This window comes from Pilimelia anulata, assembly GCF_014647895.1.
Classification (GTDB): Bacteria; Actinomycetota; Actinomycetes; order Mycobacteriales; family Micromonosporaceae; genus Pilimelia; species Pilimelia anulata.
Window position 1 is genome coordinate 132,105 of record NZ_BMQB01000001.1, and the last position, 24,013, is coordinate 156,117.

Genomic DNA, 24,013 nt, shown 5'->3' on the forward strand with positions numbered 1-24,013 from the left:
CGTACCGAACGGAGCGACCCGTGTCGCCTCAACCGCCGCCCCCCACCCCCCTGCGCGACCGCGTCGCCGACCTGCTGGACCTGCCGGCGCAGCGGATCGGCGCCCACGACGACCTGATCGCCCTCGGCCTGGACTCGATCGGGATGATGCGGCTGGCCACCGCGCTGCGCCGGGCCGGCGTGCCGGTCGGCTTCGCGGACCTGGCCCGCACCCCCACCCTGGCCGCGTGGGCCGACCTGTGCGGCGCCGCCCCCGCCCCGCCCGTGCCGGCCCAGCGCCGGCCGCCGGTCGACCCGGCGGCGCCGTTCCCGCTGGCGCTGATGCAGCACGCGTACTGGGTCGGCCGCGCCCCGGACCAGCAGCTCGGCGGTGTCGCCGCGCACTTCTACCACGAGTTCGACGGCACCGACGTGGACCCGGACCGGCTGGACCGGGCCGTCCGCGCCCTGCTCGACCGGCACCCGATGCTGCGGGTCCGGGTCGGCGACGACGGCACCCAGCGCGTCCCCGCCGCCGCGGCGTGGACCGGGCTGCGCGTGCACGACCTGCGCGGCGCCACCGCCGACACCGCCCGGGCGGCCTGCGCCGAGCTGCGCCGGGCGCTGTCGCACCGCAGCCTCGACATCGCCGCCGGCGAGGTGTTCGACGTGCAGCTCACCCGGCTGCCCGCGGCGCTGCGCCCCGGCGGCACCCGGCTGCACGTCAACCTGGACATGATCGCCGCGGACGCGCTCAGCCTGCGGGTGCTGCTGCGCGACCTCGCCGCCCTGTACCGGGGCGGGGAGCTGCCGGCGCTGCCGTACCACTTCGCGCAGTACCTCGCCGACCGGGACACCGCCGGCGCGCCGGCCGCGCGCGAGCACTGGCTGGGCCGGCTGCCCGACCTGCCCGGGCCGCCGGAGCTGCCCGCGGCCGCCGGCCCGGTCGGCGCCAGCCGGGTGGTCCGCCGGCACCGGCTGTTCGACGCCGCCGCCCGGGCCGAGCTGGACCGGCACGCCCGGGCGCACGGCCTGACCCTGGCGATGGCCCTGGCCGCGGCGTTCGCCGAGACGCTCACCGGGTGGAGCGCGCAGCCGCGGTTCCTGCTCAACCTGCCGCTGTTCGACCGGCAGCCCACCCACCCCGCGGTGGACGACCTGGTCGGCGACTTCACCTCCTCGGTCCTGCTCGCCTGGGACGGCGCCGCCCCAGGCGACCTCGCCGCCCGCGCCCGGGCGCTCCAGTCGCGGTTCCACGCCGACGCCGCGCACCACGCGTTCTCCGGCGTCGAGGTGCTGCGTGAGCTGTCCCGCCGGGACGGCAACCGGGTCGTCGCGCCGGTGGTGTACACCAGCGCGGTCGGCCTCGGCGACCTGTTCGGCGCCGACGTGCGGGACACGTTCGGCGAGCCGTCCTGGGTGATCTCGCAGGGCCCGCAGGTGTGGCTGGACGCCCAGGTCACCGAGTACGCCGGCGGCCTGCTGGTCAACTGGGACGCCCGCGAGGACGCGTTCCCGCCCGGCGTCCTGGACGCCATGTTCGCCGCGTACGCCGACCTGGTCGACGGCCTGCGCGCCGGCCCGGCCGCGTGGACCGCGCCGCCGCCGGCCGTGCTGCCCGCGGCGCAGCGGGCGGCCCGCGCCGCCGCCAACGCCACCGCCGGCCCGCTGCCGGGCGGGCGGCTGCACGACGCGTTCTTCCGGCACGCCGCCGCCGACCCCGACCGGACCGCGCTGCGCTGGGGCGCCGACGGCCGCCTCCGGTACGGCGAGCTGGCCGCCCGCGCGCTCGCCGTCGCCGGCCGGCTCGCCGCGTACGGCGTGGTCCCCGGCGACCTCGTCGCCGTCGCGCTGCCCAAGGGCCCGCGGCAGGTCGAGGCGGTCCTCGGCGTGCTGGCCGCGGGCGCCGCGTACCTGCCGATCGGCGCCGACCAGCCGGCCGCCCGGCGGGACCGGATCCTCGCCGACGCCGGCGCCCGGCTGCTGCTCACCGAGGAGCACCTGGACCGCCCCGGCCAGCCGCTGCCGCGGCCGCGCACCGGCGACCCGGACGCGCTGGCGTACGTCATCTACACCTCCGGCTCCACCGGCGCGCCCAAGGGCGTCGAGGTCAGCCACGCCGCCGCCGGCAACACGGTCGCCGACCTGAACGCCCGCTTCGGCGTCGGGCCGGGCGACCGGTTCCTCGGGCTGTCCGCGCTGGAGTTCGACCTGTCGGTGTACGACATCCTGGGCCCGCTGTCGGCCGGCGCGAGCCTGATCTGCGACGCCGCCGGCGGCCGCCGCGACGCCGGCGGCTGGCTGCGGCTGGCCGCGGCGCACGGCGCGACAGTGCTGAACTGCGTGCCCGCGCTGCTGGACATGCTGCTCACCGAGGCCGCCTCGACCGGTACGCCGCTGCCGCTGCGGCTGGTCCTGCTCGGCGGCGACCGGGTCGGCACCGACCTGCCCGGCCGGCTGCGCGCCGCGGCGCCCGGCTGCCGGTTCGCGGCGCTGGGCGGCACCACCGAGACGGCCATCCACTCCACCGTCCAGGAGGTCGGCGAGCCGGCCGCCGACTGGTCCTGCGTCCCGTACGGCACGCCGCTGCGCAACGTCGCCTGCCGCGTCGTCGACGCCCTCGGCCGGGACCGGCCCGACTGGGTGCCCGGCGAGCTGTGGATCGGCGGCGCCGGCGTGGCCCGCGGCTACCGCGGCGACCCCGACCGCACCGCCGACCGGTTCGTTCCCGCCGACGGGGTGCGCTGGTACCGCACCGGCGACCTGGCCCGGTACCGCCCCGACGGCACCGTCGAGTTCCTCGGCCGCACCGACCACCAGCTCAAGATCCGCGGCCACCGGATCGAGCCGGGCGAGGTCGAGGCGGCGCTGCGCCGGCACCCGGCCGTCACCGGCGCGGTCGCGCTCGCGTACGGCGGGCGCCTCGGCGCCGTGGTGACCCCGGCCGGCGCCGACCCGGCCGCGCTGGCCGCCCACCTGGCCGGCGAGCTGCCCCCGGCGCTGCGACCGGACCGGATCGCCGCGGTCGACGCGCTGCCGCTGACCGGCAACGGCAAGGTGGACCGGCCCGCGCTGGCCGCGCTGCTGGCCGCCGACGCGGCGCCCGCCCCCGCCGGGGAGCCGCCGCGCGGCCCGGTGGAGGAGCGGGTCGCCGCCGCCTGGCGGGACGTCCTCGACCTGCCCGCGGTCGGCCGCGACGACGACTTCTTCCGGCTCGGCGGCGACTCGCTGCTGGCCACCCGGCTGGTCGCCCGGCTGCGCGACGAGGGGCTGGCCGGGGCGGCGCTGAGCAGCCTGTTCGCCCACCCGGGGCTGGCCGCGTTCGCCACCACCCTGGCCACCGCGCCGGCCGCCGGCGCGCCGCCCCGGGCCGTGCCCGACCCGGCCGCGGCGGGGGCGCCGTTCGCGCCCACCGAGGTGCAGCGGGCGTACCTGCTCGGCCGCTCCCCGGACTTCCCGCTCGGCGGCGTCGGCTGCCACTTCTACCGCGAGTACGACGTGCCCGACGTGGACGTCGACCGGCTCGCCCGGGCCATCGACACCGTCGTCGCCCGGCACCCGATGCTGCGCGCGGTGTTCGACGCCGACGGCAACCAGCGGGTGCTGCCGGCGGTCCCGCCGTTCCGGCTGACCGTGGACGACGCCGGCCCCGACCCGGCGGCGGCGTTCGCCCGGCTGCGCGACGGGATGGCCGCGGCGGTGTTCGACCCGGCGCGCTGGCCGCTGTTCGACGTCCGGGTGGTCCGCTCGCCGGCCGGCTGCCGGATCGGCGTCGGCCTGGACAACCTGATCCTGGACGCGCTGAGCATCCTCACCTTCTACGCCGAACTCGACGCCGCGTACGCCGACCCGGCCGCCCTCCCACCGGCCCCGGACCTGTCCTTCCGCGACTACCTGGCCGCCGCCGCGCCGGACGACGCCGAGCGGGCCGCCGCCCGGGCGTACTGGGCCGACCGGGTCCCCGCGCTGCCGCCGGCCCCGCAGCTCCCGCTGGCCGCCGACCCGGCGGCGCTGGGCGTGCCGCGGTTCAGCCGCCGCTGCGCCCGGCTCGACCCGGCCACCTGGCGGGCGCTGACCGACCGCGCCCGGGCCCACGGGCTGACCCCGTCGGCGGTCCTGCTCGCCGCGTACGCCGAGGTCCTCGGCCGGTGGAGCGCCCGCCCGGACCTCACCCTCAACCTGACCCTGTTCGACCGCCGGGACGTCCACCCGGACGTCGACCGGGTCCTCGGCGACTTCACCTCGCTGCTGCTCATCGCCTGCGTACCCGAGCCCGGCGACACCTGGCTGGACCGGGTCCGCCGGATCCAGGCCGAGCTGTGGGGCGCCCTGGACCACCGCGCCGGCTCGACCGTGTGGGTGCTGCGCGAGCTGGCCCGGCACACCGGTCAGGGCGACGCGACGATGCCGGTGGTGTTCACCAGCGCCCTCGGCGTCGCCGCCGCCGACCGGGCCGCCCGCGGCCCCTTCGCCGACCACACCTGGGGCGTCTCGCAGACCCCGCAGGTGTGGCTGGACCACCAGGTCGTCGAGCGCCCGGACGACCCCGCCGGCCCGACCGTCGACCTGAACTGGGACGCCGTCGACGCCCTGTTCCCGCCGGGCCTGCTGGACGACCTGGTCGCCGCCCACCGCGCCCTGCTCGGCCGGCTCGCCGCCGCCGACTGGGCGGCCCCGCTCGACGCCCCGCTCCCGCTCGCCCAGCGCCGCGCCCGGGACGCGGCCAACGACACCGCCGCCCCCGTCGGCCGGACCCTGCTGCACAGCGACTTCTTCGCCCTGGCCGCCCGCCACCCCGACGCCCCGGCCCTGCTCACCGCACCGGCGCCGCCGGCCGCGCTGTCGTACGGCGAGCTGGCCGACCGGGCGCTGCGGATCGCCGGCCGGCTGGCCGCCGCGGGCGCCCGGCCGGGGGACCGGGTGGCGGTGTCGCTGCCGAAGGGCGCCGACCAGGTCGCCGCGGTGCTCGGGGTGCTCGCGGCCGGCGCGGCGTACCTGCCGATCGGCGTGGACCAGCCGGCCCCGCGCCGGGACGCGATCCTCGCCGCGGCCGGCGCCACCCTGGCCCTGACCGACGCCCCGCCGCCCGCCGCCGGCCCGCCGGCCGCCGCCGGCAGGGGTGCGGGCGCGGCCGGCTGGCCGGTCGGGGTGGCCGCGCTGTCGGTCGCCGACGCGCTCACCCACCCGCCGGCCCCCGCCCCGGCGCCGGTCGACCCGGACGACCTCGCGTACACGATCTTCACCTCCGGCTCGACCGGCACCCCCAAGGGCGTCGACGTCACCCACCGGGCGGCGGCGAACACCGTCGACGACATCGCCACCCGGTACGACCTCGGCCCTGCCGACCGCGTCCTGGCCCTCTCGGCGCTGGACTTCGACCTGTCCGTCTTCGACATCGCGGGCCCGCTGAGCACCGGCGGCGCGCTGGTCCTGCCCGCCGAGGGGGAGCGCCGGGACGCCCCGCGCTGGCTCGACCTGGCCGCCGCGCACGGCGTGACCGTGTGGAACTCCGTCCCCACCCTGCTCGACATGCTGCTCGTCGTCGCCGCGTCCCGCGGCCGGACCCTGCCCGCGCTGCGGCTCGCGCTGGTCTCCGGCGACTGGGTCCCCACCGACCTGGGCACCCGGCTGCGCGCCGCCGCGCCGGCCGCCCGGCTGGTCGCGCTCGGCGGCGCCACCGAGGCGGCGATCTGGTCGAACGCGTACGAGGGCGACCCGCCGCCCGGCTGGCCCACCGTCCCGTACGGCCGCCCGCTGCGGCACCAGCGCTTCCGCGTGGTCGACCCGCTCGGCCGGGACTGTCCGGACTGGACCCCCGGCGAGCTGTGGATCGGCGGCGCCGGCGTCGCCCGCGGCTACGTCGGCGCGCCGGAGCTGACCGCGGCCCGGTTCCCGACCGCCGGCGGCACCCGCTGGTACCGCACCGGCGACCGCGGCCGGTACCGCCCCGGCGGCCTGCTGGAGATCCTCGGCCGCCTGGACGACCAGGTGAAGGTCGGCGGCCACCGGATCGAGCCCGGCGAGGTCGAGGCCGCGCTCGCCGCCCACCCCGCGGTGGACCGGGCGGCGGTCGTCGCCGTCGGCCGGGACACCGCCCGCCGGCTCGTCGGCGTCGCCGTCCCCGCCGCCGGCACCGGCCCGGCCGACCCGGCCGCGCTGCGCGCCTGGCTCGCCGACCGGCTGCCGGCCCACCTGGTACCGGACCGGCTCGTCCCGGCCGAGCGCCTGCCGCTGACCCGCAACGGCAAGGTCGACCGCGCGGCCGTCGCCGCGGCGGTCGCGGCGGCCGCGGGCGGCGCGGCGGCCCCGCTCGCCGACCCGCTGGAGCGCGAGCTGGCCGCCATGTGGACGGAGCTGCTGGACGTCGCCGACATCGGCGCCGACGACAGCTTCTTCCGGCTCGGCGGCGACAGCGTCCGCGCGGTCCGCTTCGTCGAACTCGCCCGCGGCCGGTACGGCGTGGACCTGCCGCTGGCCCCATTCTTCGCCCAGCCCACCCTGGGTCGGGTCGCCGCGGCGGTACGGGCCGCCCGGCCGACCGGCCCGGTGGAGGACGGCGAGGTGTAATCCATCCGATGTCGACATGATCAGGTGATCCCGTGACCCTGCGCGAAACCGAGCCGACCGCCCCCGCCGACGCCCGCCGTCGGCCGGGGATCGGCCCGCTGCTGGTGGCCGTCCTCGTGCTGTACTCCGCCCAGCAACTGCTCACCCCGATGATGGCGCCGCTGGCCCGCCGGCTGGCGCTGACCGAGTCCCAGCTCGGCCTGGTGGTGACGGTCGCCGCGGCGGCGCTCACGCTGAGCAGCCCGCTGTGGGGCCGGGCCCTGGACGCCAAGGGGGTCCGCACGGTCCTGCTCTCCGGGATCGGCCTGGCCACCGTCGGCCTGGCCGGCTTCGCCGCCGCCAGCGTGCTCGCCCTGCGCGGGCACGCCGGCGTCGGCGCCACGATGACCGCGTTCCTGGTCTTCCGCAGCCTGCTGTTCGGCGCCGGTATCGCGGCCGTCCCGGTGGCGGCGCTGGCGGTCGCCGCGGCCACGGCCGACGACGAGGCCACCCGCACCAAGTGGGTCAGCCTGGTCGGCGCCGCGCAGGGCCTGTCGCTGGTCCTCGGCCCGGCGGCCGGCGGCGCGCTCGCCGCGGTCGCCCTGGTCCTGCCCCTGTACGTCGCCCCGGCCGTCGCCGCGATCCTGCTCGCGGTCGTCGTCGCCACCGTCCCCCGGCACACCCCGGTCGCCCGCCCGGCCGAGCGCCGCCGGGCGCCGTGGCGGCCGATGCTGCCGGCGCTGTCGGTGGGCTTCCTGCTGTACCTGTCGCTCAGCGTCATCCAGGTCGTCGTCGGCTTCCTGGTCGCCGACCGGCTGGGCCTGAGCCCCGAGGGCACGGCCGGCGCGGTCGGCGTCGCGCTGCTGGCGACCGGTCTGGTGCTGGTCGCGGTGCAGGCGGCGGTCGTACCGAAGCTCGCCTGGCCCCCGCACCGCATGGTCCGGGTCGGCGCCGCGATCGCCGCCCTGGCGTACCTCGGCCTGGCCGCCGCCGGCACGCTGCCGACGATCACCGCCGCCTGCGTCGCCCTGGCCGTCGGCCTGGGCCTCGGCTTCCCCGGCTTCACGATCGCGGCGACGGCGGCGGCCCCGGCGGCGGACCAGGGCGCCGCGGCCGGGCTGGTCAGCGCGACGATGGGCGCGACGTTCATCGTCGGCCCGCTGCTGGGCACGGCGCTGTACGAGGTCCGGCCCGGCCTGCCCGTCCTGGTGGCGGCGGGCTGCGCCGCGGCGGGCCTGCTGGTGGCCCTGCGCCGCACGGCCCTGCGCGGCCCGGCGGCGCCGGTCCCCGACGCCCCGGTCGGCGCCTGACCGACCCGGCTATCCGCGGCGGCCGCCCGCCGCCGCGGATGCCGGCCGGCGGCCCGGCGCCCGCCACCGCGGGTGCCGGTCGTCGATGTGCAGCACGTGCGCGTGCCGCCACCCGCCCCCGTGCGCCGCCGCCCCGCGCAGGTGCGGATCGTGCGCCGGCAGCCCGCGGTGCACGTGCGCGACGACCGCCGGGTCCCGCGCCGGCCACAGCCCCGCCGCGCCCGCCGCCCCCGCCGCGGCCAGCACCCCGCACCCCGCGAGCGCCGCCCCCACCGGCGCCCCCGCGGCCAGCCACCCCGCCACCGGGTACGCCACCAGCCAGCACGCGTGCGACAGCGCGAAGTGCGCGGCGAACACCGCCGTCCGGTCCCCGTCCGCCGCGGACCGCCGCAGCAGCCGCCCGCTCGCCGCGCCGATCGGGCACGCCGCCGCCCCCAGCACCGCCCACACCCCCAGCAGCACCGGCCACCCCCACCCGCCCCCGGCGGCCACGGCGGCGGCCCCCAGCAGCGCGCCCGCCAGCAGCCCCCCGCCGCCGACCAGCACGGCCCGGTCCCCGTACCGCCGCAGCAGCCGCGGCAGCCCCGCCGCCGCCACCGCCGACCCGCCGCCGAACGCCCCCAGCGCCACCGCGACGTCGACCGCCCCGCGCCCGAGCCCGCCGCGCACGAACCCGACCGTCCCGACGATCACCAGCGCCCCCGCCGCCGCCGCGGCGAGGTGCAGCGCGAGCAGCCCCCGCAGCCGCGGCGTCCGCAGGTGGGTGCGCACCCCGCGCACGGTGTCGTCGTACACCCCCCGCCGCCCCGCCGCGCCGGCCGCCGGCACCGCCACGGACAGCACGAGCAGCGCCGACCCGGCGAACCCCGCCGCCGTACCGGCGAACAGCCACCCCGCCGGCAGCACCGCCAGCAGCGCGGCGGCGAGCAGCGGCGCCGCGAGCGCCTCCACGTCGTACGCGAGCCGGGACAGCGCCAGCGCCGCCGTGTAGTCCCGCTCGTCCGGCAGCACGTCCGGGATCGCCGCCTGGAACACCGGCGTGAACACCGCCGACGCCGCCTGGAGCAGCACCACCAGCACGACCACCTGCCACACCCGGCCGACGGCCGGCAGCGCGAGCGCGGCGAGCCCCCGGACGACGTCCGCGCCGACGAGCAGCCGCCGCCGCGGCAGCCGGGCGGCGAGCGCCCCCGCAAGCGGCGCCACGGCGACGTTGACGACCATCCGGGCGGCGAGGACGCCGCCGAGCACGGCCCCGGCGCCGGCCCCGGTCAGCCGGTACGCGAGCAGGCCCAGGGCCACGGTCGCCAGCCCGGTCCCGGTGAGCGCGACGACCTGCGCGACGAACAGCCTCCGGTACGTCCGCTCCGCCAGCACCCGCCACACGGCCGCCCCCTCCGTCGTGCCTGCGCCCCTCGCATCATAAGTGCATGCGTGCGCACACACGAACGTGATCGGCAGGGTCGCCCACGACGCCCGTGCATCGGCAGCCCGTGGGGCCGGCGAGCCGGCGAGCCGGTGGGCCGGTGGGCCGGTGGGCCGGCGGTTGCGATTGGCGGTCGGGTTGGCGGGCGGTGGTGGTCCGGTTCGGCCGGGACGAGCTGCGGTTGGCGGTTGGCCGTTGGCGGTCGGGTCGGCGGGTCGGCGGTCGGGCCGGCGGCGGTGATGGTCGAGGATGGGGGCATGCACCGGCACGATGACCGCCACCCGCCCGACGACCCGACCGCGCTCCCGGACCCCGCACAGGTGAACGCCGCCGTGACCGCCCTCCGGATGCTCGCCGACCCCACCCGCCTCCGCCTGCTCTGGCTGCTGACGGCGGGCGAGCACGACGTCAACACCCTGGCGACCCGGCTGAACGTCGCCCGCCCGGCGATCTCCCAGCACCTGGCCAAGCTGAAGCTCGCCGGCCTGGTCACCGTCCGCCGGTCCGGCCGGCACAGCATCCACCGCGCGGCGGGCGCCCACGTCCGCCGACTCGTCGCCGAGGCCCTGAGCGCCGCCGACCACCACGTCCGCGGCATCCCCGACCACGACTAGCCGCCCGACGTCGCGGCCCGCCCGACCCGGTTTGCCGGTCCCGGCGACTCCTCGCGCCCCCGACCCGGGGCGTGGCATCCTCGCCCGATGGAGCACCCGCCCGCCCGCAGCACCCCGTACGCCGTCGTCGACACCGACACCCTCGACCGGAACCTGGCCGCGATGGCCACCCTCGCCACCACCCGCGGCTTCGCCCTGCGCCCGCACGCCAAGACCCACAAGTCCCCGGAGATCGCCCGCCGCCAGCTCGCCCGCGGCGCGTCCGGCCTGACGGTCGCGACGATCAGCGAGGCCGAGGTCTTCGCCGACGCCGGCTGCACGGACCTGTTCATCGCGTACCCGATCCTGGCCACCGGCCCCCGCGCCACCCGCCTGCGCGCGCTGGCCGAGCGCACCCGCCTGCGCGTCGGCGTCGACTCCGCCGAGGGCGCCCGCGCCCTGGCCGCCGCGCTCGCCGGCACCGCGGCCGAGGTACTGGTCGAAGTGGACAGCGGCCACCGCCGCAGCGGCGTCACCCCGGACCGCGCGGGCGCGGTCGCCGCCGCGGCGGCCGAAGCGGGCCTGCCGGTCCGCGGCGTCTTCACCTTCCCCGGCCACGGCTACGCCCCCGGCGGCGGCGCCGGCGCGGCGGCGGACGAGGCGGCGGCGCTGGACCGCGCGGCCGCCGCCCTCCGCGCCGCCGGCCTGGACTGCGCGATCCGCAGCGGCGGCTCCACGCCGACCGCGGCGGCGACGGCCGCGGGCGCGGTCACCGAGCTGCGCCCCGGCGTGTACGCCCTCAACGACGCCCAGCAGCTCGAACTCGGCACCTGCGGGCCGGACGAACTGGCGTTCTGGCTCGCGGCGAGCGTGGTCAGCCGCGGCGCCGACCGGGTCATCCTGGACGCGGGCAGCAAGGTCCTGGGCGCCGACCGGCCGCCGTGGACGACCGGCTGGGGCCGGCTGCCCGACCATCCCGGGGCGCGGGTGACGGCGCTGTCGGAGCACCACGCGACGGTGGTGTGGGAGGACGGCGCGGCGATGCCGGGGCTGGGTGATGCCGTGCGGGTGGTGCCGAACCACGTGTGCTCGGCGGTCAACCTCGCCGACGAGCTGGTGGTGCTCAGCGACGGCACGGCGGCCGACGTGTGGCCGGTCACCGCCCGCGGCGCCAACACCTGACCCGTAGGCGCCCATGAGTATAGCGAATACGCTATACTCATGGGCGTGTTGAATGATGAGCGGACGCCGGTCGACGTGCTCAGGCGGGTGCGCCGGGAGCGTGGGTTGTCCCAGGCCGCCGTCGGCGAGCGGATCGGCACGACCCAGTCGGCCGTCGCCCGGATGGAGACCGGCGAATCCGACCCCCGGCTCAGCACGCTGGTCCGCTTCGCCGACGCCGTGGGCGCCGAGGTGATCGTGCGGCCGGCGGAGCCGGCGGCTCCGTCGCTGGCGCGCACCGCCGACCTGATGCGCCCCCTCCTCGCTGAGGGGGCCGCGGACGAGGCGTTCCGGTACGTCGTGCAGTTCCTGGACAACCTCCGCGACGCCGACACGATCGTCCGCAGCGCCGCGGTACGGGCCGAACCGGAGGCGCTGGGCGACGCCCGCTGGGACGCCCTGCTGGCGGGGGTGGCCGAGTACGTCAGCGGACGGCAGGGCTCGCCGGTGCCCGGTTGGGCCTGCGCACCGGGGCGGTTCCTGCGCCGATTCTGGTTCGTCGTGGAGGACATCCTCGGCAGGCGTTCCCGCGGCTTGGCGGCGCTGGCCTTCGTCGCGTCCCCGCCGGAGATGGCCAGCCGCGGCGTGTTCCTCGACCGCGAGTCGCTGGTGAGCGTATGACGCTGCTGTCCCGCGCCGAACTGGTGAGCCTACTGGAGGAGGTCGGCGCGGAGCTGGCCGGGCGCGGCCTGCGCGGCGATGTGTTCGTCGTGGGCGGCGCCGCCCTGGCGCTGGCCTACAACGTGCGCCGATCGACCCGCGACCTCGACGCCGTCTTCGAGCCGAAACAGGTGGTGTACGAGGCGGCGCGGGTCGTCGGCGCGCGGCGCGGCCTGCCCGCCGACTGGCTCAACGACGCGGTCAAGGGCTTCCTGCCCGGCGCCGATCCGAACGCCACCACCCTGTTCGAGCGTGCCGGCCTGACGGTGCGGGTGGCGTCCGCGCCGTACCTGTTCGCCATGAAGGCGGCGGCGGCGCGAGTGGAGCGGGATTCGCAGGACATCCTGTACCTGTACCGCATGTGTGGCTTCTCGTCGGTCGACGAGGCCCTGGCCTGCGTGGAGCAGTACTACCCCGCGCACGTGCTGCCCGCGAAGGCGGGCTTCTTGCTGCGCGAACTCCTCGATCCGGCCGCGGACCTGTGAACGCCCGGCTCGACCGGGTGGGTCGGGACGCATAGTTGCATCGCGTGGTCAATGAACCAAGGATGTGCGTCGGGGCCATTTTTTGTAGCTCTGACAAGAACTACGCTCGATTCCATGAACGACAATGAATCGGACGGGACCGATTGGGTGCCGCCAGCCCTGGTTCTCGCCGTGGACCTGGTGATCCTCACCATCATCGACGGATCCCTCCAGGTGTTGCTGATCGATCGCGGTGAGCCGCCGTACCGGGCGCAGTTGGCCCTGCCGGGCGGCTTCCTCGCTGACGACACCGAGACGCTCCGGGCCGCAGCCAGCCGGGAGCTGGCGGAGGAGACCGGCGTCCCGCTCGGACAGCAGCACTTGATCCCGCTCGGCGTCTACGACGCGCCGGACCGCGATCCGCGTGGTCGGATCGTCTCGGCTGCCTTCGTCGCCATCCAGCCGAGGATGCCCTGCCCGACGGCCGGCAGCGATGCGGCTGGAGCGCGCTGGGTCCCGGCTGACACCGCCGCACAGCTACCGCTGGCCTTCGACCACGCCACGATTCTGCGCGACGGGGTGGAGTGGGCACGGCGAAACCTCGAGCACACCACGGTTTCCACCGCGTTCTGCGCCTCCACGTTCACGCTGACCGAATTGCAGCAGGTCTACGAGGCAGTGTGGGGCAGCCCGCTGGACGCCCGAAACTTCTACCGCAAGGTACGCAGCGTGGACGGGTTCGTCGCTCCCGCGACCGGGCCGCGGCGCGGTGCTCCGGGGCGTCCGCCGCTCTACTACAGGGCCGGACCGGCGACTCAACTCCATCCGGCGATTCTCCGGCCGACCCAGCCCGGTAGTGGCGCATGACCGGCGAACAGATCGTGGTGCTCACCGCCCTCGACGTCGAGTACCTGGCGATGAGGCGGCTCCTGCGGGACGTACGGGCCGACTGGCACCCCGCCGGTACCCGGTTCGAGGTCGGCCGGACGGCCGGGGGAGCGCCGATCGCCATCGGTTTGGTCGGAAAGGGCAACCATCCGGCCGCGGTCCTCGCGGAGCGGGCCATCGCTCACTACCGGCCGCCGATGATCATGTTCGTGGGGGTTGCCGGGGCGCTCTGGCCCGACATTCGCCTGGGCGACGTCATCGTCGCCACCCATGTCTACGCCTACCACGGCGGCACCAGCGAGGACGACGGCCTCAAAGCCCGCCCACGGGTGTGGCAGGCACCGCACGCCCCGGAGCAGGTCGCCCGGCACGTCGCGCGAATGGGTCGCTGGCGGCCCGACGGCACGGACGGCCATCCGCAGGTCCGATTCGGTCCGATCGCCGCCGGCGAGGTCGTCCAGGACTCGGCGGTTTCGGCACATGCCCGGTGGGTGCGGCAGACCTACCATGACGCGCTCGCCATCGAGATGGAGGCCGCGGGAGTGGCCCAGGCGGCCCACCTCAATCGAGCACTGTCGGCATTGATTATCCGCGGTGTCAGCGACCGAGCCGACGGCAGCAAGAGCACCAGCGACACTGCTGGCTGGCAGCCCCGGGCAGCGGCCAACGCGGCGGAATTCGCCGTCGGCGTGATCGGCGAGTACCGCATTGACGGACCGGCGCGGCCGGCCATCAACGGGCAGGGGGACGTCATGGGTGATGTACGCAATATCGCCACCGGGGGTGCGCACGTCGGATTCCAAGCCGGTCACATCACCGGACCGGTCCACGTAGCCATGGCGGCGCCGGTGCCACGGCACCGCACCGGCGTTCCCCAGAAATTGGACGACCTGGATCGGGCACTGAAGCAGGCCCATACGGACGGCCGGCTGGACGCGGACAGTTTCCGCGCCGCCCGCGACGAGTTGCAGGCAATACGCCGGGAGTGGCGGGAGGACGACCCCGCGAGCGCCCGCCGGGTCGCGGTTCCGATCAAACGGCTGCGGGGGCTGACTCTCGAAGTGGTGGATCTCGCCGCGAAGATCGCCGCTATCGCCGCAGCGATTCAGGCCTTCTCATGAACATCGCCACCGATGGCGCACAAGTCGGCGCCCAGGCCGCCGTGGTCCACGAGCTCAATGTCTACGGTGCCCGTGACGACTCGCCGCAGGAGCAACTCAATCAGGGCCTGCGCTACCTCGATTACGGAATTCCCGGCCGTGCCCGGGAGCGGATCGAGTCGGCGGCCGGGCGGCTCCCCGTCGACAGCAGAATCGACTACTACCTGGTACTGGCTCTGCTCAGCGGCCGAACCATGTCCCAACTCGACCGCGGTGACCGGGCTCAGGTCCGGCAGATTCTCGCCCGGCATCCGGACCCCGGGGCCGATCAGTGGGCGTCCGCGCTGGCGCTGATCGACGATCTGCTTCATCGGCGGGGCTTGAACACCCGACAGCCGATCAGTGCGCAGTTGGAGAGTCTTCCCGAACAGCAGCGTGCGGAGCTGGAACGGCACCTGACGCTGATGATGGACGGTGCGGTCCAGGACCGCGCCTGGAAGAACATGATCACGATCGCGAGGAAGCGGCAGTTCGCCCGATCCCGGACCGACCGGGCCTGGATGTTTTTCCAGCCGGTGCCGCTGCGACCGCGGGTGCGCTGGCCCGAGCGGCCCCGATTGACGCTGCGGGCCTGGTTCGCTCTGATCCCCGCGATCCTGACAACTGTTGCCGGTAGCGTCGCGATCATCAGTTTCACGGTGGGCCGACTCGGTTGGCTCCTGGCCGCCGTGCCGTTCGTGGGCGGCATCGGGGGGTGGCTTCTGCTGACCGGCGTGCTGCGCTGGTGGACGCACCACAGCCGACACTCCGGTGGGTGGGTGCCGATCACAGCGCGCCGGCCGCGGTCGGATTTTCGATCGGCGAACTTTGTGGCCCGGGTCAGCGCATTGTTCGGCTCCGCTCATCGCCGTCTCAGACCCGGCGGGGCCGAGGGGATCGCATGGGATGAGGTGACCGAGGGGCTGCGGGCAGCGCTGTGTGACGAGGTGGTCGACCTCTACTGGGCGGACCGGATCGAGGCGCGGCAGGTGGCCTGGTTGATTCGCTATCTCGTCCGGGACCTACGGCGTCGATGGGATGCCGGCATCCTGGCGAGGCGTGGTCGGCCACGAGTCGCTCCCGCCGTGCGGGGACGGGCGATCGGCGGCGGGGTCCTGTGTGCCGCGGCCCTGGCTGTGGTGATCGTGGCAGCCTGGGGTGCGCGGCCGGCGTTGACGTCGATTGCGCTGGTCCTCACCCTCCCCGCCGCCTGGTACACGGCACTGGTGCTGGTGCGCCGCATCCACCAGCAGTACCGGTACCGGGATGAGTTCGTCGAGGCGCGAGAACTACTGCGTGCGCGAACCCGGGAGTTTCTGCGGTGGCAGGCGAGGCTGGAGAATCGGCCTGACGACGCCGAGGTGGCGCGTTGGCTGGACTGCGACCGGACCCTGCTCATGCATGAGGCGATGCGTTTCTACCAGCTCCGCCCCAGCGATACCGTCACCTATGCGGTATTGGAGGCGCCAGCGAAGCGCGGTACCAGAACCGCTCGCGAGGAGGGCGGGCCGTGGCGCTACGCCACCTACAAGCTGGTGGTATTCCTCCTCACCGAGGACGGCGTACGCCAGTTGGAGGCACGGATGGACTTCAACACCGGGCAGGTGGGTGACCGGGAGCGGGTCACGTACCGATTCGATGCCGTCGCGTCGGTGCGGGTCAAGGCTACCGAGCACAGTGATCGGGAGTTCATCCTGAAACTGGTCAACGGCGACGCCATCGACATCAAGGAGCTGATCGCCAAGCTGCGGCCGATGTCCGGTCGCCTGGGGCGCCGCGGGGGGAGCCGGGTGGTCGCCGACCTGGACTTGGACGAAGCCGAGTTGGTCCACGGCTCGACAGAAGCACTGGAGCTGACATTGGACGCAGCCGGCGTGCCTCGTACGCTCTACATTCTCGAGGGGATCGCTGCTGACGGGAAGACGTGGGTGCAGCGCGAGCGGGAGCGCGAGCAACTGCACACCAGGGCGGTCCTGGACGAGTCTGTCGAATTCAAGACAATCGACGACCGTGCACCCGCCCCGCTGAGCTGATTCGCCGAGGCGCCGGCGCTGCTGGGTCTACCGGGTGGCGGGGCGCAGCCAGAGGTCGCGGTTGCCGGCGATGAGGACGCGGCCGTCGGCCAGCGTCGCGGTCGCGCGCGGCGGCGCGTCGCCGCAGCCGAGTTCGCCCCGCTGCCAGGGCCCGACCCCGTCCCCGGTCCAGACGACCCCGCAGTAGGTGGTGCGCTCGCCGGGGGCCGTCGGCTCGGCGTCGTCGACCACCCCGGTGATGACCAGCCCCCCGGCACGGTCGACGGTCACCGAGTCGGCCGCCCCGACGCCCGGCACCGCGGCGGCCGCGGGCGTCCAGCTGAGACCGTCCGTACTGGTCAGGACGTGGGTGGTGTCCTGCCGATCGGCGTGGGTGTTGTCGGCCGCCCCGACGGCGACCCACCGGGTGCCGGTGTGCGCCAGGCCATTGATCATCAGGTGCGCCGGCAGGTCCCGGACGAGCGACGCCGACCAGGTCCGGCCGGCGTCGCCGGACCGCCAGACCGGGATGCGGCGCTGTGCGGGGGTCTCGCCGGTACCCCAGCCGAATGCGACGACCTCGTTGCCGTGTGCGGCCAGCCGGAAGATCAGCCCCCGCTCGGCGAACCCGGACGGCACGGGAAGGACCCGCCGGGTGAGCGTCCGACCGCCGTCGTCCGAACTCAGGACCACCGGACCGCGCTGGCCTGCCACCACTGTGCTGGTGCCGATCAGCACGCGGTTCCCCCGGTCGAACGTCACGAGGCCGCGAACCGTGCTGCGCCCGTCCGGGGACAGGTCGGCTCGGGCCAGCTCCTCGCTCGTGCCGTCGGGGCGGTGCCGCCGCAGTCCCGAGCCGGTGGCCGCCAGGATCGCCCCGTCGGGCCCCACGACCGCCGCGTCGGCCGCGATGCCGCCGCCGCGCCAGCCGCCGGACGAACCCGGCGGGCCGTCCGGGATGCCGCCCGGCCCGCCGGTCGGCGCGGGGTCGAGGCGCAGGCGGGTGCAGGAGCCGTCGCCGACCCAGTTCGCGTTGACCTCCCGGTAGCCGTTCTGGTAGCCGCCGATTCCGCGGGCGCAGCCGCCGACCGGCAGCAGCAGGGTCAGCCCCCGCCCCTGCGGGACCCAGTCGCCGACCGCCGGCCAGCCCACGGCGTTCGGGTACCGCACGAAGCCGAGCGGGTCGGCCGGGGCCGCCCCCACACCGCCGGGTCCGGCAGCGGTCGCCGCGCCGGCCCCGCCCCCGGCCGCGCAGCCGGCCAGCGCGAGACCGGCGACGAGAACAGCGGCGTACGCCCTGAATCGATGCATGCCGACATGGTGGCAGGACCCCGCCCGCGCGGGTGCTCCCGACCGCTGTCGGGTTCCGGACAGCCCCCGTCGCCAGTGGATACGCCCGAGCCCGCGCGTACCGCGGCGTTGCGTCCGGCTAGCCGAGTGACCTGCGCATCTGCTGGGCCACCACGTGGTAGCCGGCCGTCTCGTACAGCCGGATCGCCCGGGCGTTCGTACCGAAGACGTTGAGTTCCACACTGGCCATGCCGCGGCCGTGGGCGGCGTCCTCGACGGCGGCCAGGAGCGCGCGCCCGTACCCGGCTCCGCGGTACTCCTCGTCGATCTCGATGTTGTAGAGGTAGGCGCAGTCGGCCACACCCCGCGGATGCGTCAAGCTCAGCCACGCCGCACCGACGGACGTGCCGTCGGGCAGCACGGCCTGCAGGAACAGCATTCCGGCGGTCGTGAAACCGTCCGGCAGCACCGCGTTGTTCGCCTCGACGGCCAACTCCGGTGCCCGGTCCGCCGGCCAGCTCCCGGCCGCCACCTGCGAATCGGCGAACAGCCGTACGGCCCGGCCGCGCCACCGCTCGAACTCGTCCCCGGTCATGTCCCGCACGGTCACCTCAGGCATCGCGCGATGCTCCCACATCCGCCGGCCGCGGGGGATCGGGACGGCCGGGCCACGACCGCCACGTCGTCCAGGGCGAACATCGTCGGCAGGGCCTTGTCCAGCCGCATCGTCCACGTCAGCGTGACGCTCCGGCCGCGGAACCCGGACAGGTCCGCGCCGACCAACTGCCAGTCGGGCCCGGCCTGGACGTTGGACACCCCGGCGAGCCGGGTGCCGTTGCCGTCCAGCACCAGGGTGTCGCGGTCGAAGGAGGACATCTCGGTGGTCGCCACGTGTACCCAGAAGTAGACCTTCGGGTCGGCGGCGGTCGCCGGTACCGCGACCGTCGTCGCGAGCCGCTGGGTGGCGTTCTTGTCCTCGGCGAAGCGGGCGTACCGGTCGCCGCTGCGGGGCAGCGGGTCGGTGCCGGCCACGATGACGCCCGGGTCGCCGGTCCAGCCGCTGCGCCCCTGCTCGAACCCGGCGTTGGCGACCGGATTGCCGGTCGTGTCGGGCTCGACGTCCCAGCGGAACACCATCGCGGCCTCGCCCCCGCGGCCGTCGCTGGCGGCGATCCGCACCGCGAAGCGGCCGGGCCCGGTGGGCGTACCGGAGATCAGGCCGTTGGCGGCCCCGAGGCCGAGCCCGTCCGGCAGGCCCGTCGCCGTCACGGTGACCGGGTCGCCGTCGGGGTCGGTGGCCCTGATCTGGAGGTTCACCGGTACGGCCAGGGTGGAGCGCTGGTCGGCCCGGGCGGCGATCCGGGGGTTGCGGTTGACGCCGCCCGCGCCGGCGGTGACGCCGTCCATGACCAGGGCATACGTCTGCGGGCCGAGCGGCACGTTGGCGCCGCGGACCCGCACCGTGTACGTGCCGGCGGCCGGCGCCCGCACGTACACGTTCTCCAGGTTGTTGCGCCGGTCGGCGCTGCCGCCGGTCGTCGACCAGCCGCTCGCGAACACGTTGCCCAGCCGGGTGCCGTCCGGGCCGGTGACCTCCAGGTCGAGGTCGTCGACCAGGGTGGTGGCCGCGTTGACCTTGGCGGCCGGGTCCGTCCAGGCCAGCGTGATCCGCATGGGCACGTCCGGCCGGGCGATGACCCGGTACTCCCGGACGGCGCCGGTGTCCAGCGCCGCGCCCTCGTCCAGCCAGACGGCGGTGCCGGCGGTCGCCCGGTCCAGGTTCGCCAGGCCCCAGCCCTCGTGGATGTTCGGTACCGGGTGGCGGTTGTCGTCGCGGCCGTCGCCGTCCTCGTCGAGCAGGTCGGTGGCGCTGTTGACCAGCGTCGCCTTCACCAGGGCGGCGGAGGCGTGCTGCTCGTACCGCTTGAGGTAGTAGTCGCGCACGACGGTCGCGCCGCCGGCCACCAGCTGATTGGCCATCGAGGTGCCGGTGTTGTACTTGTACGCGCCGTCGTACGGGAAGCCCATCGCGTCCGACTGGTACGCCTTGTTCCTCGGGTTCGGCGCCGGGTCGTACCCCTGCCGGAACAGCGGGGAGTAGCCGGACAGGACCCAGGTGCCCGGCGCCACCAGGTCGGGCTTGATCCGGCCGTCGTCGGTCGGCCCGCGGCCGGAGAACGGCGCCATCTGCTCGGGGTTGCCGGCCTGCGGGTCGTCCTTCAGCGGCGGCACCGGGGCCATCGACGGGAACCAGGCGCCCCAGGTCGGCAGCGGCATGGTGCCGCCGAGCTTCCGGCACGATCCGTCCGCGCCCCACGAGCGCTTCTCGCTGGCCGTCTGGCCGGGGTAGGTCAGGTCCCGGTCGCAGGGGTACGTCGCGCGGCCGCTCTCGGAGGCGCCGACGGCGATGGCGTTCTTCGCCGTCGCGGGCGCGCCGACGGAGTCGGGGTCGACGACGCCGTTGCGGTCGGCGTCCTGCCCGCCGTTGCCGGCCGCGAACGTGATGGTCATGTCCCGGTGCCGGGCGACGAAGTCGTCGACCCCGGCGGCGTTGTCCTCGTACACGCCGTTGCGGGGGCCGCCCCAGGAGTTCGAGTGGACCCGGGCGCCGTCGGCGTGGGCCTGGGCGAACAGCGCGCGGATGTCGGTCGGCAGCCCGCCCAGGTGGTACCCCTCCGCGAAGGCGTTGGCGCAGGCGCCCAGCGGCTTGACCCAGTCCTGGACGGCCTGGAACACGAGCTGCGCCCGGTGGGCGGCGGCCCGGCCGATGCCGCGGGCGTCCCCGCCGCCGACGACGGAGGTGGCCGTGTGGGTACCGTGGCCGGAGTCCACGTCGCGGGGTCCGTCGGGGTCGGCGACGCGGCAGTTCGCGATGTCCGCGGTGGGCCAGTCGCGGATGACCCTGATCCGGTCGGCGGGCACGCCGGGGTGGGCGGTGGCCGCGACGCCCGTGCCGAACCCGGTATCGGCGACCGCGGCGATCTGGGTCGACCCGTCGTAGCCCCGGTCCGCCGCCGGCTGGCCCCGCATCGTGGTGAAGACGGCCGACTCGTTGCGGGTGCGCATCATCGCGTACGCGTCGATGCCGGTCACGTCCTCGCGGCGCCCCAACGCCCCGATCTGCGCGCCGGTGGCCGCCACGAGCAGCGTGCGCCCCGATCCGGCGGCGACCGCGCCGGCCGCCGCGGCCGCGGCCCGGACGGCGGCCGGGTCGGCGTCGCCGGCGAGCGCCACGGTGTAGAGGCGGGCGCCGTCCGTGGCCGCGGCACTGCGCTTCCACTCCGGCGCGAACCGCACGACCGCGCGGACGCGGGCGCCGGCGGCGACCCGGTCCGCCTGCCCGGCGGTCATCCGGACCAGATAGGCGTGGTCCGGCAGGTAGCCGTCGACGGTGATGCCGCGGCGGACCAGCGCGGCGCGCGCGGCGGCGCCGACCGGGCCGTCGTACTGCACCACGAACAGGCCGCGGTCGCCGTCGGCGAGTCGGGGGGCGCGGTCGAGCCGCGGGGTGTCGGAGGCGGGGAGGGCCACGTCGCCGGTGCGCAACCGGAGCAGCGGGGCGACGGCGGCGCCGGCGCCGGCGGGCGCGGGGACGGACAGCGCGAGCGCGGCGGCCGAGCCCGCCGCGACGAGGGTACGAAGGGCTCGCCCGGGGATCGCCATGGTGATCGACTCCTCGCGAGAGGCGCAGTGGGGTGGGCTCTGCGGGGGAAACCAATCACGGCTGTCGATATCAAGTCAATGACTTGCCAACGGGGCGCACCCGGACGTCACTCGGGCGCGGGTGCCATGCTCCGGCGCAGCAAACCGGCCGGCGCCCGAAGTCGAGAAACGGCTACCACTGCTTCAGCGGCCCTTCCGGACGGAGGCCAGGGTCTTGCCGGTGCTGTCGACGAACCAGAAGTCGTAGCCGCTGCGGTTCGGTGTGACTCCCGGCTTCAGGGCGGCGACCACCGCCTTCGCCGCACCGCTGGGGGACCGGAACCAGCTACCGGCCAGCGGCGGGGACGTCACGGTCAACCCACCGGTCGTGGCGTTGAAGACCCCGTCCACCCGCTGCCCTTGGTAGACCGCGTGTACCGGTATGCCGGACTCCGTGCGCTGCCGCTCAGCGTCCGGCTTGGACGTGCGGTGAAACTCCTCAATCAGCAGGGCGATCGCCTCGGCGTGACTGATCCCGGCCGCGCGTGCGATGAGGGTGAGTTCGCGCATGACCTTGTCGTTGACCTCGATCTGATCCACCGGTTGATCCTATGCCAGAGGAGTTCGTAAACAAAAGTCGAAACACAAGTGAGTATGCTGTACTATAACGGGAGTCACTACCGGCGACTACGCTGTAGTCATGACAACTCCGCGATCCGTGCGCTTCGACGAGGAGGTGCTGTCGCGGCTCGACCGATATGTCAAGGAACACCCGGGCTCCTCCTCCTCGTCGGTCGCCAACATGCTTGTCGACGAGGCTCTGCGGATGCACGAGCATCCCGGCATCGTCTTCCGGGCCGGGCCGACCGGGCGTCGGGCGGCGCTCTCCGGCGGGCCTGACGTATGGGAGGTCATCGAAGCGCTCAACGCCATCAAGGTGGAGGACCCCGACGCGGACGGGGGTTCACTCCTGGACGAACTCGCGGAAGTCACCGGCCTCAGTCACCCACAGGTGAGTGCAGCGCTGCGTTACTACGCGGCCCACCCGGGTGACGTCGACGAACGAATCGCTAGCAACAGGGATGTAGCGGACCGGGAGGAACAACTATGGGCAGCCCAGCAGATCCTGCTGCGGCGCCGGCGGTCCTGACCGGCATCCTGCTCGACGAGATGTATCCGCCCGCTCTGGCCGAGCGGCTACGCGGCAAGGGGCACGATGTGCTCGCGGTGCTGGACCTCGGGGTCGGCCTCGCCTCCAGGTCGGATGAGGACGTGCTCGCGTGGGCGAATCGCCACCGCCGGTGCGTGGTGACGGAGAACGTCAGCGATTTCGGCCGGCTGGCGTCGCAGGGTGCCGCGCACCGGGGCCTCATTCTCGTACGCGCGAAAAGGTTCCCGCGGACACGTCACGGACTTCAGCGACTCGGTGACGGGCTGCATGCGGTGTTGATCTCGGGCGGGGTCCCGGGCACCGGCGGCGTCATATGGTTGCCGGAGTAGTACTGCCGACATCGGCGGACCGTCGTCCGGACAGCGCATGGCATCCTTGCGCGGTGACCGCTGTCCTACCCCCGCTCCAGCTCGGCCCGCACACCCTGGCCACGCCGGTGGTGCTGGCGCCGATGGCCGGGATCACCAACTCGGCGTTCCGGCTGCTCTGCGCCGAGCAGGGCGGCGGCCTGTACGTCTGCGAGATGGTCACCACCGTCGCCCTGGTCGAGCGCAACCCCAAGACCCTGAAAATGATCCGGTTCGACGCCAGCGAGAAGCCGCGGTCACTCCAGCTCTACGGCGTCGACCCCGACATCACCGCCAGAGCGGTTCGTAGGATCGTCGACGAGGACCTCGCCGACCACATCGACCTCAACTTCGGCTGCCCGAAGTTGGCAAATTGCAAACAGTTGAAATCGGGGCAAATCTGTAAAGAAGTGCCTTGATTCTAGGGGATCTTACCTTTCAGCAAGAAGATGAAAGAAGTCCTGTGCATCGACCATATGCCGGTTGCGATGCAAGTGGGCGTGGGTCGCGGCCCGACAGCCGGCGCGGGCGCTGGCGGTGTCAACCTGGTCGCGACGCGGACAGGTTGACCCGGCCGACCGGGGCGGCAGGGTCGCTGCGCCCACGCCCCGCGAAAATTTCGGAGCCAAGTCGAGCGCGACCTCCAATGAGCGAATGCTCGGCGGGGGTTGACTCACTCGATCATCGAGGTGGGTAGGTAGCCGTCCACATTATTGTTGCGTTCTCGGGCAATTGCACCGTGCCTCGGGGATTGTGCCACGCGCTGATCAGCGGTAGCTTCCGCCAAGCCTGATCCCTTGCGCTCGCATAAACGCCACTGGATCTACCGCGCCCGAGCCGCTGCTGTCGCCGTCGAGGTGGGTTTCGAAGTGTAGGTGTGGGCCGGAGGAGTTCCCGCTGGTGCCGACGATCCCGAGTAGCTGTCCTGCGGTGACGGTTTGGCCGGCTCGGACGGTGGGTGGGGTGAGCATGTGGCAGTAGCGGGTGATGATGCCGCCTTGGTGGGCGATGTCGACGTACCAGCCGCACCCGCCGATGCTGGGGCTTCCGTCGCGGTTGCATCCCCAACTGGTGGGGGTGGTTTGGCAGGTGGCGACTTTGACGATGCCGGCTGCGGCGGCGCGGATGGGTGTGCCTCGGGCGGCGCCTAGGTCGGTGCCGTTGTGGTCGGGGCGGCCGGGTCCGCGGAAGGCGGAGACGACGGGGGCGTTGACGGGGGCGGTCCAGCCGTTGATGACGGGGCAGCCGCCGGTGGCGGGGTCTCTGCCGATGGATTTTGCGGCGTCGGATGTAGGTTCCGACTGATCTTGAGCAGTGGTGCTCAAA

17 protein-coding genes and 1 pseudogene are annotated in these 24,013 nt (G+C 75.0%); 12 read left to right on the forward strand and 6 right to left on the reverse strand.

Annotation, left to right across the window (positions count from 1 at the left end; all coding sequences use genetic code 11):
• Positions 1–20 precede the first annotated feature (20 nt).
• On the forward strand, positions 21–6,545 hold the full coding sequence (locus tag IEY94_RS23880; protein ID WP_268244809.1) for a non-ribosomal peptide synthetase: 6,525 nt from the start codon (positions 21–23) through the stop codon (positions 6,543–6,545).
• A 32-nt stretch (positions 6,546–6,577) separates the two neighbouring features.
• Positions 6,578–7,834 (forward strand): MFS transporter, encoded by a 1,257-nt coding sequence (locus IEY94_RS00620; protein WP_189168015.1) that lies wholly within the window; start codon positions 6,578–6,580, stop codon positions 7,832–7,834.
• A 9-nt stretch (positions 7,835–7,843) separates the two neighbouring features.
• On the opposite strand, the gene IEY94_RS00625 is transcribed toward IEY94_RS00620, so the two are convergent.
• On the reverse strand, positions 7,844–9,220 hold the full coding sequence (locus IEY94_RS00625) for an MFS transporter (RefSeq protein WP_189168016.1): 1,377 nt from the start codon (positions 9,218–9,220) through the stop codon (positions 7,844–7,846).
• Between the two features lie 297 nt (positions 9,221–9,517).
• Here IEY94_RS00625 and IEY94_RS00630 point away from each other — a divergent pair, with 297 nt between their 5' ends.
• The 7 genes from IEY94_RS00630 to IEY94_RS00660 all read left to right on the forward strand — a co-directional run bounded on the left by IEY94_RS00630 (position 9,518) and on the right by IEY94_RS00660 (position 16,258).
• A complete protein-coding gene (locus IEY94_RS00630) occupies positions 9,518–9,874 on the forward strand; it encodes an ArsR/SmtB family transcription factor (RefSeq protein ID WP_189168017.1) in 357 nt (118 codons plus the stop codon).
• An 87-nt stretch (positions 9,875–9,961) separates the two neighbouring features.
• Positions 9,962–11,035, forward strand: a complete 1,074-nt coding sequence (locus IEY94_RS00635; protein WP_189168018.1) for an alanine racemase — start codon at positions 9,962–9,964, stop codon at positions 11,033–11,035.
• 39 nt (positions 11,036–11,074) lie between these two features.
• The gene (locus tag IEY94_RS23220; RefSeq protein WP_229783211.1) at positions 11,075–11,695 is read left to right on the forward strand and encodes a helix-turn-helix domain-containing protein; all 621 of its coding nucleotides are present in this window, start codon (positions 11,075–11,077) and stop codon (positions 11,693–11,695) included.
• The gene (locus tag IEY94_RS00645) at positions 11,692–12,219 is read left to right on the forward strand and encodes a DUF6036 family nucleotidyltransferase (protein WP_189168019.1); all 528 of its coding nucleotides are present in this window, start codon (positions 11,692–11,694) and stop codon (positions 12,217–12,219) included. The genes IEY94_RS23220 and IEY94_RS00645 overlap by 4 nt, the downstream gene beginning before the upstream one ends.
• Positions 12,220–12,333: 114 nt before the next feature.
• Entirely contained in the window at positions 12,334–13,065 is a 732-nt protein-coding gene (locus IEY94_RS00650) for an NUDIX hydrolase (protein ID WP_189168020.1), read from the forward strand.
• Positions 13,062–14,207: a 5'-methylthioadenosine/S-adenosylhomocysteine nucleosidase family protein gene (locus IEY94_RS00655; protein WP_189168021.1), complete on the forward strand. Its 1,146-nt coding sequence runs from the start codon at positions 13,062–13,064 to the stop codon at positions 14,205–14,207. The genes IEY94_RS00650 and IEY94_RS00655 overlap by 4 nt, the downstream gene beginning before the upstream one ends.
• The gene (locus IEY94_RS00660; RefSeq protein ID WP_189168022.1) at positions 14,204–16,258 is read left to right on the forward strand and encodes a hypothetical protein; all 2,055 of its coding nucleotides are present in this window, start codon (positions 14,204–14,206) and stop codon (positions 16,256–16,258) included. The genes IEY94_RS00655 and IEY94_RS00660 overlap by 4 nt, the downstream gene beginning before the upstream one ends.
• Positions 16,259–16,285: 27 nt before the next feature.
• Here IEY94_RS00660 and IEY94_RS00665 read toward each other — a convergent pair whose 3' ends face one another.
• The 4 genes from IEY94_RS00665 to IEY94_RS00680 form a co-directional block, all read right to left on the reverse strand.
• Entirely contained in the window at positions 16,286–17,548 is a 1,263-nt protein-coding gene (locus IEY94_RS00665; protein WP_189168023.1) for a beta propeller repeat protein, read from the reverse strand.
• Positions 17,549–17,666: 118 nt separating this feature from the next.
• Positions 17,667–18,146 (reverse strand): GNAT family N-acetyltransferase, encoded by a 480-nt coding sequence (locus tag IEY94_RS00670; RefSeq protein ID WP_189168024.1) that lies wholly within the window; start codon positions 18,144–18,146, stop codon positions 17,667–17,669.
• A complete protein-coding gene (locus IEY94_RS00675) occupies positions 18,134–21,190 on the reverse strand; it encodes a S8 family serine peptidase (RefSeq protein ID WP_189168025.1) in 3,057 nt (1,018 codons plus the stop codon). Before IEY94_RS00675 ends, IEY94_RS00670 begins: the two co-directional genes overlap by 13 nt.
• Before the next feature lie 183 nt (positions 21,191–21,373).
• Positions 21,374–21,769, reverse strand: a complete 396-nt coding sequence (locus tag IEY94_RS00680; RefSeq protein ID WP_189168026.1) for a hypothetical protein — start codon at positions 21,767–21,769, stop codon at positions 21,374–21,376.
• Between the two features lie 100 nt (positions 21,770–21,869).
• On the opposite strand from IEY94_RS00680, the gene IEY94_RS00685 reads away from it, so the two are divergent.
• The 3 genes and pseudogenes from IEY94_RS00685 to IEY94_RS23225 form a co-directional block, all read left to right on the forward strand.
• Positions 21,870–22,319 carry a hypothetical protein gene (locus tag IEY94_RS00685; RefSeq protein ID WP_189168027.1) on the forward strand — a complete coding sequence of 150 codons (450 nt, stop codon included), beginning with the start codon at positions 21,870–21,872 and terminating at the stop codon, positions 22,317–22,319.
• Positions 22,277–22,669 carry a DUF5615 family PIN-like protein gene (locus IEY94_RS00690; protein WP_189168028.1) on the forward strand — a complete coding sequence of 131 codons (393 nt, stop codon included), beginning with the start codon at positions 22,277–22,279 and terminating at the stop codon, positions 22,667–22,669. Before IEY94_RS00685 ends, IEY94_RS00690 begins: the two co-directional genes overlap by 43 nt.
• 122 nt (positions 22,670–22,791) lie before the next feature.
• Positions 22,792–23,049, forward strand: a pseudogene (locus IEY94_RS23225) (tRNA-dihydrouridine synthase); the annotation flags it as partial.
• Positions 23,050–23,454: 405 nt separating this feature from the next.
• Here the strand turns inward: IEY94_RS23225 and IEY94_RS00700 are convergent.
• Positions 23,455–24,012 (reverse strand): M23 family metallopeptidase, encoded by a 558-nt coding sequence (locus tag IEY94_RS00700; RefSeq protein ID WP_189168030.1) that lies wholly within the window; start codon positions 24,010–24,012, stop codon positions 23,455–23,457.
• Position 24,013 lies beyond the last annotated feature (1 nt).

What these genes read in the sequence shown, in the direction of transcription:
- IEY94_RS00645 (WP_189168019.1), top strand. Translation starts at nt 11,692, where the DNA reads ATGACGCTGCTGTCCCGCGCCGAACTGGTGAGCCTACTGGAGGAGGTC.
- IEY94_RS00650 (WP_189168020.1), top strand. Translation starts at nt 12,334, where the DNA reads ATGAACGACAATGAATCGGACGGGACCGATTGGGTGCCGCCAGCCCTG.
- IEY94_RS00660 (WP_189168022.1), top strand. Translation starts at nt 14,204, where the DNA reads ATGAACATCGCCACCGATGGCGCACAAGTCGGCGCCCAGGCCGCCGTG.
- IEY94_RS00685 (WP_189168027.1), top strand. Translation starts at nt 21,870, where the DNA reads ATGACAACTCCGCGATCCGTGCGCTTCGACGAGGAGGTGCTGTCGCGG.
- IEY94_RS00690 (WP_189168028.1), top strand. Translation starts at nt 22,277, where the DNA reads ATGGGCAGCCCAGCAGATCCTGCTGCGGCGCCGGCGGTCCTGACCGGC.
- IEY94_RS00635 (WP_189168018.1), top strand. Translation starts at nt 9,962, where the DNA reads ATGGAGCACCCGCCCGCCCGCAGCACCCCGTACGCCGTCGTCGACACC.
- IEY94_RS00665 (WP_189168023.1), bottom strand. Translation starts at nt 17,548, where the DNA reads ATGCATCGATTCAGGGCGTACGCCGCTGTTCTCGTCGCCGGTCTCGCG.
- IEY94_RS00675 (WP_189168025.1), bottom strand. Translation starts at nt 21,190, where the DNA reads ATGGCGATCCCCGGGCGAGCCCTTCGTACCCTCGTCGCGGCGGGCTCG.
- IEY94_RS00630 (WP_189168017.1), top strand. Translation starts at nt 9,518, where the DNA reads ATGCACCGGCACGATGACCGCCACCCGCCCGACGACCCGACCGCGCTC.
- IEY94_RS23220 (WP_229783211.1), top strand. Translation starts at nt 11,075, where the DNA reads ATGGGCGTGTTGAATGATGAGCGGACGCCGGTCGACGTGCTCAGGCGG.
- IEY94_RS00670 (WP_189168024.1), bottom strand. Translation starts at nt 18,146, where the DNA reads ATGCCTGAGGTGACCGTGCGGGACATGACCGGGGACGAGTTCGAGCGG.
- IEY94_RS00655 (WP_189168021.1), top strand. Translation starts at nt 13,062, where the DNA reads ATGACCGGCGAACAGATCGTGGTGCTCACCGCCCTCGACGTCGAGTAC.